Genomic DNA, 13,410 nt, shown 5'->3' with positions numbered 1-13,410 from the left:
TCGCTGAGCCGGCTCACCGTCACCCTCGGCGCCGGCCAGCGTGTCACGAACGGCCATCTCCTCCGTGGCACGGTCACGATCGAACGCCTGTAGAGACGGTTTCGCCGCGCCGGCGCAGGGCAGCCCGTGTGCCCATGAAAGCAAAAGAATGGACCGTGCGAATTCGGCTGACCGAGGACGGCGACGACACCTCGGCGCAAGCGGCGCTCATCACCGACGACGGCACCGAAGTGACAGGAAACGGACACGCCCGGCGCAACCCGTCCGACCCGGCGGTGCCCGTGATCGGGGATGAGCTGGCGGCCTCGCGGGCCCTGGCCGACCTGGCGGAGAAGCTGGCGGTGATCACACAGCGGGACATCGCGAGCTCGGCCGATTCCCCTGCCCCACCCCGTTCCTGGTAAATCTTATTATACCATAAATAACTAAATTCCGCACTTTTTACGAAATGCGCGTCAAACGCTAAATTGGCGGGCATGGCTGCGATCGAGGAGAAATTCGCCCTCTCCGGAGAATTGCATCTGTGGACCGAGCGATTCGGTGACCCCGCCGGCCCCGTGGTGCTGCTCGTCATGGGCACCTCCACTCCGGGCATCGGCTGGCCGGACGAGCTGGTGGAGACGCTCGTGTCCGGCGGGCGGCAGGTCATCAGGTACGACCACCGCGACACCGGCCGATCGAGCTGCGTGGACTTCGCCGCGCAGCCGTACACGCTCGCCGACCTGGCCGGGGACGCGCTCGCCGTGCTCGACGCGTACGGCGTCGCCGCCGCCCACGTCGTCGGCGCGTCGCTGGGCGGCGCGATCGGCCAGTGGCTGGCCGTGCACCGCCCGGAGCGCGTGACCGCGTTGACCGTGATCATGTCCAGCCCGATGGGCGCCGACGCCGGGCCCGCGTGGGCGCGGGCGCTGTCCGGGCAGGAGCCCGATCCCGCCGACCTTCCGCCGCCCGAGCCGCGTTTCCTGGAGCATCTCGCCCGTTCGGCGGCCATGACGCCCGCGACGCGCGAGGAGCGCCTCGCCGCCGGCCTGGAGACCTGGCGGGTGCTCAACGGCGGCGTGCTGCCGTTCGACGAGGACGCCGCCCGGCGGTTCGTCGAGGAGTCCTACGACCGGACCACGAACCCCGACGCGCCGCTCAACCACGACAAGGCCGGGCGGAGGATGACCGAGGACCGGCGCGCCCCGCTGGACTCGATCAAGGCGCCGACGCTGATCGTGCACGGCACCGCGGACCCGCTGCTGCCGCTGCCGCACGGCAAGGCGCTCGCCGCCGCCATCCCGCACGCGCGGCTGGAGACCATCGCCGGCATGGGCCACGCGTTGCTGTCGCCCGGACTGCCCCGCCGGATCGCCGAGCTCATCCTCACGCAGCCTGCCTGACGAAGGTGCCGCGGCCGCGCACCGTCTCCACCAAGCCCGCCTCACCCAGCTTCGCGATCACCTTGCGGACGCGCTCGCGGCTGACGCCGTGGTCGTCCGCCAGGCGGGCCTGGGACGGGAGTGCCTCCCCCGGCCGCAGGACGCCCTGGTGGATCTGCTCCAGCAGGGCCTCGAGGAGATACTGCTCCACGAGATCGTCGTGCTCGGAGCCGGCCGGGGACACCGCGATCGACCACGGAATCGGGCACGGCGGGCGATGCGACGGGTCGGGGCACAGCAGCCGCTGGATACGATTCTGGAGATCCTCGGCCTGTTCCTCGGAGGCATAGACGCCGACGCGGATCTCCCAGGTCTTTCTCCTGTCGTTGCTCATCTCGTTGCTCATCGGCGCCAGTCTGCGCAGACGGCCCCCGCCCACGCAAAGGATTAACGCATGGCCAAGATGCACGCCGGCGAAGTCGACACCGACGAGTCGCTCGTGCGCCGGTTGCTGGCCGCGCAGTTCCCCCAGTGGGCGCACCTGCCCGTCACGCGGTTCCCCTCGCCCGGCACGGTCAACGCGGTCTACCGGCTCGGCGACGACCTGTGCGCACGGCTGCCCCTCATCGAGTCGGGCGTCGGGGACGTGGAGAAGGAGCAGCGGTGGCTGCCGCTGCTGGCTCCGCTGCTGCCAGTCGCCATCCCCGAGGTGCTCGGCGCCGGCGTCCCCGGCGAGGGTTACCCCTGGCCGTGGACGGTGTGCCGGTGGCTGCCCGGTGCCAATCCCGAAGCGGGCGCCGAGGCCGGGCCCCTGGCCGCGGACCTGGCGGCGTTCGTGGCCGCGTTCCGCCGGGCCGGCCTGCCCGGCGGGCCGCGGGCCTACCGCGCGGGGCCGCTGGCCCGGGTCGAGCGGGCGACGCGCCACGCGCTCGGCGAGCTGGACGGAGTGATCGACACGGCGGCCGCCGCCGCGGTGTGGGACGCGGCCGTGCGGACGCCCGAGTGGCAGGGCCCGCCCGTGTGGGTGCATTCCGACCTGATGCCCGGCAACCTCCTGGTCGAGGACGGGCGGCTCACCGGCGTGATCGACTTCGGGACGGCCGGCGTCGGCGACCCCGCGAGCGACCTGATCGCCGCGTGGAACCTGCTCCCGCCGGACGACAGGAAGATCTTCCGCGCCGCGCTGGACCCGGACGACGACACCTGGGCCAGGGGCCGCGGCTGGGCGCTGTCGATGGCGCTCACCCAGCTCGCCTACTACCAGCACACCAACCCGGCGATGGCGGCCAACGCACGGCACACGATCCAGGCGGTGATCACGGAATGCGGCTGAGGTAACGTCGGCACTCTCCACCACGATCAAGGAGAGTCGCATGGTCCACAAAGCCGTGATCCCGGTCGCCGGCTTGGGCACCCGGCTGCTGCCCCTGACCAAGGCGCTGCCCAAGGAGATGCTGCCCATCGGCGACAAGCCCGTCATCGAGCACACCATCCGCGAGCTCGTGGACTCCGGCATCGACGAGATCACCATCGTCACCTCGCCGCGCAAGGACCTCGTCCAGAAGCACTTCGCCCCCGACGCCGACCTGGAGCTGCAGCTGCGCGCCGCCGGCAAGGACGACCTGGCCGACGCGGTGGCGGAGCTGTCGTCGCTGGCCCACATCACGTACCTGTACCAGAACGGCCCGTACGGCAACGGCACGCCCGTGCTCAACGCCGCCCGCGTCATCGGCGACGAGCCGTTCATGGTGCTGTGGGCCGACGACGTGTTCGTGGCCGAGGTGCCGCGTGCCAAGCAGCTCAAGAGCGCGTACGAGGCCACCGGGGCGCCCGTGCTGGCCCTGATGCCGATGGCCGTCGAGGACGCCTCCCGCTACGGCGTGCCCGTCGTCGAGGAGGACCTCGGCGGCGGCCGGCTGCGCATCTCGGGCCTGGTGGAGAAGCCTTCCCCGGAACAGGCACCCTCCCGGTACGCCGCGATCGGCGGCTACGTCGTCACCCCCGGAGTCATCGAGGAGCTGGAGGCCGCGACGCGCCGCTGGCACGAGAAGCCCGAGGGCGAGATCTACCTCACCGACGCCCTGCACCGCCACGCCGCCGCCGGCCACCCGGTGTACGGCCAGGTGATCGACGGCACGTGGTGGGACACGGGCTCGCCGCTCGACTACCTCAAGGCCCAGTTCGCCGCCGCCCTCGCCGACCCCGCGTACGGCCCGGAGCTACGCAGACTTGCCTCGGAGAGCTAGCACGTGATCGACTCCGCGCTCGCCCGCCTCCAAGAGGCGATCATGCGGGAGATGGGGTTAGCGTCGTGTCTGGAGGATCAATGAGGAGGGCATCGGTGAGCCGTCAGATCGTTTCCATCGTGGGGGGCAAGGAAGCCGCCGCCACGACCACATATGACTCGACCAACCCCGCCCGGCCGGGCGAGGTGGTCGCCCGGGTCGGCCTGGCCGACGCGGGCGCTTTCGCCGCCGCCTGCCGCACCGCCAAGGACGCCCAGCGCGAGTGGGCCAGGGTGCCCGCGCCGGTGCGCGGCCGGGTGATCGCCTCGATCGGGCGGCTGGTCGAGGCCAACACCGAGCGGCTGGCCCGCCTGGTGACCGAGGAGATCGGCAAGCCGTACGCCGAGTCCCTGGGCGAGGTGCGGGAAATCGTCGACACGTGCGACTTCTTCCTCGGCGAGGGCCGCCGGCTGTACGGGCAGACGGTGCCGTCGGAGATGCCGGACAAGAACCTGTTCACGTTCCGGAACCCGGTCGGGGTCGCGGCGGTCGTCACGGCGGGGAACTTCCCGGTCGCCGTGCCGGCGTGGTACCTCGTACCGGCCCTGCTGTGCGGCAACGCGGTCGTCTGGAAGCCCGCCGAGTACGCCGCCGCCTCCGCGCACGCCATGTTCCAGCTGTTCACGGCGGCGGGGCTGCCGGACGGCGTGCTCAATGTCGTCTTCGCCGACGGCGCCGAGACCTTCCGCGGCCTGGAGCTGGCGCTGGAGGAGGGCACCGTGCACAAGGTCGGCTTCACCGGCTCCAGCGCGGTCGGCAGGAAGATCGGCGAGCTGACCGGGCGGCACCTGCAGTCGGCCTGCCTGGAGCTGGGCGGCAAGAACCCGATGGTGATCATGCCGGACGCCGACCTGGACCTCGCCGCCGAGGGCGCGTTGTTCTCCGGCTTCGGCACCGCCGGCCAGCGCTGCACCAGCCTCGGCACGGTCATCGTCCACGAGGACGTCCACGACGCCTTCGTCGAGCGGTTCACGCGGGCGCTGGCCGCGGCCAGGATCGGCGACCCCACGCAGGACGTGCTGGCCGGCCCGCTGCTCGACCAGAAGTTCGCCGACCGGTACGAGGAATACCTCACCTGGATACAGCCCCACCACACGGTGGTGTCGGGAACCATCGGGAAGATCACGAAGGACAATCCGCGCGGCGACTTCGACGGCGACAGCATCAACGGCGGGGGCCTCTACTACCACCCGGTGGTCGTGGACGGCGTCAAGCCCGGCGACCGGCTGTTCATGGAGGAGACGTTCGGCCCGATCGTGGGCGTGACCACGTTCCATACCCTCGACGAGGCCATCGAGCTCGCCAACCTGCCCGGCTACGGCCTGTCGAGCTCGATCTACACCACGAACCCGAAGCACGCCTTCCGCTTCCGCGAGGGCATCTCGGCCGGCATGGTGAGCGTCAACAACTCCACGTCGGGCGCGGAGGCGCACCTCCCGTTCGGCGGCAACGGCAAGTCGGGCAACGGCAGCCGCCAGTCGGGCATGTGGGTGCTCGACCAGTTCACCCGCTGGCAGGCGATGAACTGGGACCACTCGGGCCGCCTGCAGAAGGCGCAGATGGACGTCGCGGAGATCGTCCCCGATCTGGACTTCCGCCTCCCCTAGCGCAAGAGGAAAGGGCGCCGCCCGTGAGCCGGGTGGCGCCCTTCCTTCATGTCAGCCGCGGGAGGGAGAGCGGTCAGACGAGGTCCTTCTTCTCCAGGGCCGCGCAGACGGTGTTCACCAGCAGGCGGGTGACGACGTACGGGTCCATGTTGGCGTTCGGGCGACGGTCCTCGATGTAGCCCTTCTTCTCCACCTCGACCTGCCACGGGATGCGCACGGACGCGCCGCGGTGGGACACGCCGTAGCTGTAGACGTTCCACGGGGCGGTCTCGTGGGCGCCGGTCAGGCGGGCCTCGACGCCGGAGCCGTACTGGGTGATGTGCTCCATCGGCTTGTCGCCCTCGCCGAGCGCCTCGCAGGCGGCGATGATGGCGTCGTAGCCCTCGCGCATCGCCTTGGTCGAGAAGTTGGTGTGCGCGCCGGCGCCGTTCCAGTCGCCGCGGGCGGGCTTGGGGTCGAGGGTGGCCTCGACGCCGAACTCCTCGGCGGTGCGGTAGAGCAGGTAGCGGGCGACCCACAGGTGGTCGGCGACCTCGAGCGGGCCCGCCGGGCCGACCTGGAACTCCCACTGGCCGGGCATGACCTCGGCGTTGATGCCGGAGATCTTGAGGCCGGCGGCGAGGCAACGGTCGAGGTGGAGCTCGACGATCTCGCGGCCGAAGATGGCGTCGGCGCCGACACCGCAGTAGTACGGGCCCTGCGGGGCGGGGAAGCCGCCCTCGGGGAAGCCGAGCGGGCGGCTGCCCTTGAAGAAGGTGTACTCCTGCTCGATGCCGAACCAGGAGTCCTGCTCGGCGTACTGCTCGGCGATCGGGCGGAGCAGGGCGCGGGTGTTGCTGGAGTGCGGGTCGCCGTTGATCTCCTCGACCTCGCAGAGCACCAGCACGTTGTCACCGCCGCGAATCGGGTCCGGGCAGGTGAACACCGGGCGGAGCACGCGGTCCGACGAGTGGCCCTCGGCCTGGTTGGTGCTGGAGCCGTCGAAGCCCCAGACCGGCGGCTCGACCCCGTCGGCCAGGATCTTGGTCTTCGAGCGCAGCAGGGCCGTCGGCTCGGTGCCGTCGATCCAGATGTACTCAGCCTTGTAGCTCACGGCGGTCCTTTCAGGGTGTTTCACAGCCACGCCGAGTCTTATGGACAGCCGTTTCCCGCTTTTTGCCCACATGTGAACGCCGTGTTAATCGGAAGTCTTTACCAAGACGAACGCATGTGGTCCGCATCACCCTTCGCGGACCACGCCGTCGCCTTCGACGGTCAGCACGGCTTGCGGGCCGCCCGCCCCGCACTCGGGGCCGTTGGGGTAACGCAGGCGCGGGGTGACGTCGAGCGTGCGCTCCAGCACCGGTTCCCCTTCGGCGTCCAGCAGCGTCAGTCGCACCCGCACCGGCCGGTCGGGCAGCCCGGGCACGTCGCCGAAGGCGTGCTTGCCGCCGTCCGGGACCGCGCTCATCGAGCAGGTGTCGCCCGAGCAGGTCTCCTTCCCCGGGCGCGTGGACGGCATCAGCTCGGCGCGCGCCGTCTTGCAGGCTCCGTCCCAGCACACCTCCATCGACGTGGCGGCCGCCCGGCCCGCCGGCGGACCCTTGACGTTCACCGATACCCCGACGGGGGTGCCGATGAGCGTGCACGGCGCGTCCGGCGAGCATCCGGTGATCAGGGCGCCCGCGACGGCGAGCCATGCGAGCCGATGCATATCCCTTGAGACGCGGGTCAGACATATCGGGTTCGCCCGGCCATGCGACCATTTACTCAGGGGGATTAGTCATGCACGATCTGTGGTTCGGCGCGTTCCTGTCACCCGAGGCCGAGGGGCGTGACCGGCTCTTGCGCCAGGTCACCTTGGCCGACCGGCTCGGTCTCGACCTGATCGGCATCCAGGACCATCCCTATCAGGCGGGATTCCTGGACACCTGGACGCTGCTGTCCGCGATCGCGGGGCGTACGGAGCGGATCCGGCTGGTCCCCGACGTGGCCAACCTGCCGCTGCGGCCGCCCGCCGTGCTGGCCAGGGCCGCCGCCTCGCTCGACCTGCTCAGCGACGGGCGCGTGGAGCTTGGCCTGGGGGCGGGCGCGTTCTGGGACGCCATCGCGGCGATGGGCGGGCGCCGGCTGTCCCCGGCCGAGTCGATCGAGGCACTGGCCGAGGCCGTCACGGTGCTGCGGGCGCTGTGGACGCCGGGCGAACCCGTCGTGTTCGAGGGCAACCACTACCGGCTCGGCGGGACGCGGCCCGGGCCGTTCCCCGCGCATCCGATCGGCATCTGGATCGGGGCGATCAAACGCAGGATGCTGGAGCTGACGGGGCGGATGGGCGACGGGTGGCTGTGCTCGTCCTTCTACAGCCCTCCCGAGAAGGTGGCCGCGCAGGCCAAGGTGCTCGACGCGGCGGCCGAGGACGCCGGGCGCGACCCGGCGGAGATCCGCAAGGTCTACAACATCGGGGGCACGTTCGCGCCGCTGCCCGGGCCCGGGTTCCTCGACGGGCCCTCGGCGCTGTGGGCCGAGCAGCTCACGGAGCTCGCGCTCGGCGTCGGCATGACGGGGTTCGTGCTGGCGCCGGGGCTGGAGGCGGAGCGGGACCTGCGGACGTTCGCCGAAGAAGTGGCGCCGGCCGTGCGCGAGGCCGTGGCCAAGGAGCGGGGGCGGCCGGTGCCGGAGCCGGAGCCGGCCGAGCGGCCGGTCGTCCTCACCGACCTGGACGAGGCGGCCCGGCCGCGCGCGCCCAAGCACGACCCGGCCGCGCTCACGCCGGAGCAGCGGCGGCTGGGCCGCCGCCTGGTCGAGGTGCACGACGGTTACCGGCAGGAGATGCGGCAGGTCCAGGACGCGATCGAGCAGGTCGCCGAGCCGCAGGAGACGATCGACGGGTTGTCCACGCGGCAGAACCACTGGACGCTCGGCACGTACTGCGCGACGTTCCGCAGGTTGCTGACCGTGCACCATACGATCGAGGACGAGACCACGTTCCCGGCGGTCCTGGAGGCCGAGTCCACGCTGGCACCGGTGATCAAGAAGCTGGAGCAGGAGCACGAGGTGATCGCCGAGCTGCTGGCCCGCCTCGACGAGGCGTGCGTGCAGTTGCTGCGCAACCCGGCCAGGCTCGGCCTGGTGAGGGCTCGGGCGGACCGGCTGGCGGCCGCGCTGTCGTCCCACTTCGCCTATGAGGAGGAAGAACTGATGGAGCCGATCGGGCGGCTCGGGGTGCGTGCGTGATGGAGGTTCCCCCGCTGGTGTGGTGGGTGACGATCATCGGGATCGTCGCCCTGCTGCTGTTCGACTTCGTGTTCCACGTACGCCGGGCGCACGCCCCCACGCTGCGCGAGGCGTCGGTGTGGTCGGCCCTGTACGTCGGCATCGCCCTGGTGTTCGGCGCCGGCGTGTGGATCTTCGGCGGTCCCGATCCGGGGACGGAGTATTTCGCCGGCTACCTCACGGAGAAGGCGCTGTCGGTCGACAACCTCTTCGTGTTCCTCGTCATCATGTCGAGCTTCAAGGTGCCGCGGGCCGACCAGCAGAAGGCGCTGCTGTTCGGGATCGTCTTCGCGCTGCTGGCCAGGAGCGGGTTCATCGCGCTCGGCGCGGCGCTGATCAACTCCTTCGCCTGGGTGTTCTACGTGTTCGGCCTCATCCTGCTGATCACCGCGGGCCACCTGATCAAGCCCGAGAGCGAGGAGAGCCACGAGCCGGACAACATCATGGTCCGCCTGGCCCGCCGGCTCCTGCCGGCCACCGACACCTACGACGGCGACAAGCTCTTCACCGTCCAGGACGGCAAGCGGGTCATGACGCCGATGCTGCTCGTCATGGTCGCCATCGGCGGGACCGACATCATGTTCGCCCTCGACTCGATCCCGGCCATCTTCGGCCTCACCCAGAACGTCTACCTGGTCTTCACCGCGACCGCCTTCTCCCTGCTGGGCCTGCGGCAGCTGTACTTCCTCATCGACGACCTGCTCGACCGGCTGATCTACCTGGCCTACGGCCTGGCCGTCATCCTCGGCTTCATCGGGGTCAAGCTGGTCCTGCACGCGCTGCACGAGAACAACGTGCCGTTCATCAACGACGGCGAGCCCGTGCCGGTCACCGAGATCAGCACGGGCCTGTCCCTGTCGGTCATCGTCGGCGTGCTGGTGGTGACCGTGATCGCCTCGCTGACCAGCGCGAAGGGCAGGGCGCAGAACTACGTGTCGGCCGCGCGCCGGCACGCCCAGGAGTACCTCGAGGTCGAGCACGACCCGGAGCTGCGCGAGGAGCTGTTCGGGAAGGTGTGCGCGGCGGAGCAGGAGCTCCGGAGGCTGCCGGAGAAATACCGCCGGCGGATCCGCGAGGAGGAGAAGCTGATGGCCCTGCTGCGCAGGGTCCACGAGGAGCACGACCGGGGCTGCTGAGAGCCCCGGTCGCGCGCCGCGTCAGGTGCGGCCGTCGCGCCCGTTGCCGTCGTAGCCGAGCAGCCGCATGGCGGTGTCCGGGTCCATCGCCGCGGCCAGGAGCTGGGCCCGGGCGTGGGCCTCGTCGCGCTCGCGTTCGGCCTTGGCCTGCGCCGCGCGTACCCCCTTGATCGCGACCAGCGCCAGGCCGGCGCCCACGATCACTGCGACGATCACCACGAACAGCAGGAGCAGCAGCCCCGGCGAGGCCACCATGCCGGCGGCCGCCGCGGTGGCGCCGGCACCGCCCGCGCCCGTCACGGCCAGCGCCGCGATGATCGACAACGTGACCAGCACGAGCAGGCTGGCGCTGACCAGCCACAGCTTCCCCACGCCCCGCCGCCGCGGGGGCGGAGGCGCGGCCGCCGGCTCCACCATGACGGGCACCGGCGGGGGCGCCGGGGCCGTGCTGGGCGCCCACGGCACGAACTCGGGCCGATCGGACACCTCGCCGGCCGGCGTCACGGCCGCGGCCGACGGCGTGATCACCGGCGCGGGCGGCGGCTCGATCAGCACCGGCGACCCCGGCTGGACGACCTTGGCGGCGGGAGTGCTGAAGGCGGCCGCGGGCACGGCCTCCTCCTCCACCGCCCCGGGCAGCTCGCGCTCGATGCGGCTGTGCTCCTTGTGCGCCCTGGCCGCGTCCCTGTGGTAGTCCTCCAGCTCCTGGTACAGCTCGTCGGAGGCGTAGATCGTGCCGTCGATGAGCGGCCCGGGCTCCCGCCGGATGACCGCCACCACGTCGTCGCCGTTGAGCGTCTTGTGCGTCTCCAGCGCGTGCGCCACGCAGAGCACCTCCCTGCGGTGCTCCTGCAGCAGCTGCTCGGTCTTCTCCAGCAGCCGCACCAGGTTGAACTCGATCCGCTCCCCCAGCACGTCGGGGGTGAGGTCGGGTTCGCGCTTGGCCGGCTCGCGCTCGGTGATGCCGATGGAGCCGCCGCCGGGGGTGCGCTTGCGCATGGCCTTGCCCCCCATGATCTCCAGCTCCTGCAGCGCGGGCAGCGAGGTGACGCCGGAGCCCATGCCCCAGTACGACTCCATCATCGCGGTGAGGTACGTCGCCGAGAACAGGTCGCCGGACACGCCGGAGGAGTTGTCCTCGCCGAAGAACATCCGCTCCCCGGCCAGCGACGCAAGCGAGACCATGATGTCGGCCTCGTGCTCCGACTTCCACCGGGTGAACTGGTCCTCAGGCTTGATCGAGGCGACCATGCCCAGGTAGTCGGCGCCCTTCTCGATGGTGGCGATGTCGATCTCGAGGTGGAAGCGGGTCACGTATGCCACGACGGCGTGGCAGGCCTCGTGCACGGCCACGGCGTGCCGCTCGCGCTCGATGTACTCGACGTCCTCGGGCGGGCCGAGCTGCTTGAGCCGCTTGGCGCGCAGCACGTCCGACCAGGTGATGATCTCGCGCCCGTCCCGGATGGCGGTGATCAGCGACTCGTTGACCAGGTCCTTGATCGTGGCGCCGGTGGCGTACGGGGTGATGGTGGCGAGCTTGTCGATCTGCTCGGCGGTGAGCTCGTGGTCGACCTTGTCGAAGTAGCCCTGGTAGGTGCGCACCCGCCCGGCCTTGGACGGGTAGCCGACCTTGTAGATGCGGTCGATGCGGCCCGGCCGCAGCAGCGCCTCGTCCAGCGCATCCGGCCGGTTCGTGGCCATCATGACGAGGATGCGGTATTTGGGCGGCGGCTTGGGCCGCATGCCGAGCAGCCGCCTGACGAGCCGGTTGAAGAACCCGCGCGGCTTCTTGAGCCCGGACAGCTCGGTGAGCAGCGCCTGCAGCGTGCCGGGGTCGCCGCTGCCCGCCATGCCGCCGCCCATGAAGAAGCGGTTGCGCGGCTGCTCCGGCTCCTCGCGCCGGGCGCGGAAGGCCAGCACCTGGCGGGTCTCCTCGGACAGGTAGTTGAGCCCGTGGCAGCCGTTGTGCCCGGACAGTCCCGAGAAGCCGCCACCCGGCACGTTCGGGCCCTGCTGGGCCAGCCGGCCGCGCTTGCCGAGCGAGTCGGCCTCGTCGAAGAAGACGATCACGCCGCCGTACCGGAGCGCGAGCTTGCGCAGCTTCCTGAACAGCGACTTCACCTTGAGGATGCCGATGCCCATGAACATGTTCGTGAACGCGCCCGGATCCACGAACACGTACGGCTTGCCGGTCTCGCCGGCCACGGCCTCGGCCATCAGCGTCTTGCCGGTGCCCGGGGGCCCCCACAGCAGCAGGCCGCTGGGGACGTACCCGCCGCGCTTCTCGATCTCGTCGGGCTTCTCCAGGAAGACGATGTTCTCCCGGACGCGCTCGACCACGTGGTCCTGTCCCCACACGTCGTTGAAGCGGGTCTTGATGTCGTCGGGGAAGTACGTCTCGACGCCACCCCTGGACAGGAACCAGAACAGGCCGACGAACTGGATGATGATGAAGAAGAAGAGGAAGACGATCTGAAGGAAGAACGGCAGCGCCTGCCAGATCAGCGCCGGCACCTGGAACAGCGCCTGGAACGGGCTCACGTCCAGCACCGCCCCCAGCACCAGGGCGGTCAGCACCACGAAGAACGTGATCTTGAGGGCCCGCGAGAGGCGGTATCTCGTCCAGTCGTCGAAGCGGCGATGCGTCCAGCGGTCGAAGCCGCCGAAGACCTTCTGGCTCCAGAAGCGGTGGTAGGCCGACCAGCGCTCACTGATGAGGAAGTGCAGCTGGCGGACGACCTCCACGCCGATGAGCCAGAAGATCCACTGGTACTCCAGCGCGATGACCCGCGCGGCCTCGGGGAAGGGAACGATGCCCTCGTAGTCGGCCATCACCTTCCACGTCAGGATGAAGTAGGCCGCCACGAGGGCGATGAGGAACTTGCTCCGATCCCAGAACTGCATCTTCTTCCTGGTCACGGAGTCGGGGTCGGAGGGCCCGCTGCCGGGGGCACGCAGCCCTTCATGGGGAATGGTCGTGGTCAATGGTGCTCCCTCATCCAGGCAGCCGGAGCAGCTTGAACGAACTCGCGATCTTGTCGAACTCGCCGGCGCGCTTCCTGAAGCAGATCGACTGGCAGCCCATGAGCATGACGGAGACCGTCGAGCCCTTCTCGTCGAGGAGGGCGGTGTGGTCGAAGGTCTGGACGTCGTTGCCGATCTGGTAGTTGAAGCGGACCCGGACCCCACGGGCGCCGTTGTCCAGGGTCAGAACCTCGTCATTGAGGAGCTCGAAGTTACGGAAGGTCGGCGGCTGACCCATCGCCACCGACTGTTGCGTGTACGCCTCCCGTGTCTGCGTGGTGACGGGCAGGATGAAGTCACGCAGCAGGTCGAGCGAGATTCTGTCCCGCTGCTCCTCGGTGAGCTGGTGCACGGTCGCGTAGACGAAGGGATCCGCCGAGCCGAGCATGTGGTTGACCGACGGTTCCGTGGACTGGTCGAAGGCCGTCGACCAGACCCGCTGGGCCCGCAGCTGCGCCGCCTGCGAGTTGGGGTGGTCGCCGGACAGGTATCCCTCGATGGCCTTCGTGTCGAGCTGTGTGAACGAGGACGGCACCTTGAAGTACGTGGTGCCGGCCCGGTCACGGACGTAGGTGAACTCCGGCTGCCCGCACGCAGACAGCATGAAGATCGCGATGCTGAGCGCGATCCAAGCCCGTGTCTTTTTCACCAGGGCCTACCTCCGCTTTACGGACCAACGGAGTTGTTGTGCCCGCTTTCAGGCAGAATGAGCCCGATGCACGGTGAGAAATCTTGACCAAATCTT

12 protein-coding genes are annotated in these 13,410 nt (G+C 70.1%); 7 read left to right on the top strand and 5 right to left on the bottom strand.

Annotated features, from left to right (window positions below):
- Positions 1–155: 155 nt before the first annotated feature.
- Positions 156–404 (top strand): DUF1876 domain-containing protein, encoded by a 249-nt coding sequence (locus ID574_RS04435; protein WP_442939211.1) that lies wholly within the window; start codon positions 156–158, stop codon positions 402–404.
- Between the two features lie 72 nt (positions 405–476).
- Positions 477–1,382: an alpha/beta fold hydrolase gene (locus tag ID574_RS04430; RefSeq protein WP_188187439.1), complete on the top strand. Its 906-nt coding sequence runs from the start codon at positions 477–479 to the stop codon at positions 1,380–1,382.
- Here the strand turns inward: ID574_RS04430 and ID574_RS04425 are convergent.
- A complete protein-coding gene (locus tag ID574_RS04425; protein ID WP_188187438.1) occupies positions 1,366–1,767 on the bottom strand; it encodes a winged helix-turn-helix domain-containing protein in 402 nt (133 codons plus the stop codon). The two genes, ID574_RS04430 and ID574_RS04425, sit on opposite strands and share 17 nt — an antisense overlap.
- Positions 1,768–1,815: 48 nt before the next feature.
- Between ID574_RS04425 and ID574_RS04420 the strand changes: the two genes are divergently transcribed.
- The 3 genes from ID574_RS04420 to ID574_RS04410 all read left to right on the top strand — a co-directional run bounded on the left by ID574_RS04420 (position 1,816) and on the right by ID574_RS04410 (position 5,253).
- Positions 1,816–2,694: an aminoglycoside phosphotransferase family protein gene (locus ID574_RS04420; RefSeq protein ID WP_223166358.1), complete on the top strand. Its 879-nt coding sequence runs from the start codon at positions 1,816–1,818 to the stop codon at positions 2,692–2,694.
- A 40-nt stretch (positions 2,695–2,734) separates the two neighbouring features.
- Positions 2,735–3,607, top strand: a complete 873-nt coding sequence (locus tag ID574_RS04415; protein WP_188187437.1) for a UTP--glucose-1-phosphate uridylyltransferase — start codon at positions 2,735–2,737, stop codon at positions 3,605–3,607.
- Positions 3,608–3,702: 95 nt separating this feature from the next.
- On the top strand, positions 3,703–5,253 hold the full coding sequence (locus tag ID574_RS04410) for an aldehyde dehydrogenase family protein (protein ID WP_223166357.1): 1,551 nt from the start codon (positions 3,703–3,705) through the stop codon (positions 5,251–5,253).
- Between the two features lie 73 nt (positions 5,254–5,326).
- Here the strand turns inward: ID574_RS04410 and glnII are convergent, their stop codons facing one another.
- Positions 5,327–6,346 carry a glutamine synthetase gene (gene glnII / locus ID574_RS04405; RefSeq protein WP_188187435.1) on the bottom strand — a complete coding sequence of 340 codons (1,020 nt, stop codon included), beginning with the start codon at positions 6,344–6,346 and terminating at the stop codon, positions 5,327–5,329.
- A gap of 126 nt (positions 6,347–6,472) precedes the next feature.
- Positions 6,473–6,946, bottom strand: coding sequence for a hypothetical protein (locus ID574_RS04400; RefSeq protein WP_188187434.1), 474 nt, complete (start codon positions 6,944–6,946; stop codon positions 6,473–6,475).
- 71 nt (positions 6,947–7,017) lie between these two features.
- On the opposite strand from ID574_RS04400, the gene ID574_RS04395 reads away from it, so the two are divergent.
- Complete coding sequence (locus ID574_RS04395) at positions 7,018–8,466, top strand: LLM class flavin-dependent oxidoreductase (RefSeq protein ID WP_188187433.1); 1,449 nt, start codon at positions 7,018–7,020, stop codon at positions 8,464–8,466.
- Entirely contained in the window at positions 8,466–9,641 is a 1,176-nt protein-coding gene (locus tag ID574_RS04390) for a TerC family protein (protein WP_188188284.1), read from the top strand. The genes ID574_RS04395 and ID574_RS04390 overlap by 1 nt, the downstream gene beginning before the upstream one ends.
- A gap of 21 nt (positions 9,642–9,662) precedes the next feature.
- On the opposite strand, the gene ID574_RS04385 is transcribed toward ID574_RS04390, so the two are convergent.
- Together ID574_RS04385 and ID574_RS04380 are read right to left on the bottom strand one after the other, a co-directional pair.
- Positions 9,663–12,626 carry an AAA family ATPase gene (locus tag ID574_RS04385; protein WP_223166356.1) on the bottom strand — a complete coding sequence of 988 codons (2,964 nt, stop codon included), beginning with the start codon at positions 12,624–12,626 and terminating at the stop codon, positions 9,663–9,665.
- Between the two features lie 10 nt (positions 12,627–12,636).
- Positions 12,637–13,314: an LptM family lipoprotein gene (locus ID574_RS04380; RefSeq protein WP_188187432.1), complete on the bottom strand. Its 678-nt coding sequence runs from the start codon at positions 13,312–13,314 to the stop codon at positions 12,637–12,639.
- Positions 13,315–13,410 lie beyond the last annotated feature (96 nt).

Source organism: Nonomuraea sp. SYSU D8015, assembly GCF_008065375.1.
GTDB lineage: Bacteria > Actinomycetota > Actinomycetes > Streptosporangiales > Streptosporangiaceae > Nonomuraea.
This window is presented reverse-complemented; position numbering and strand designations above follow the sequence as displayed.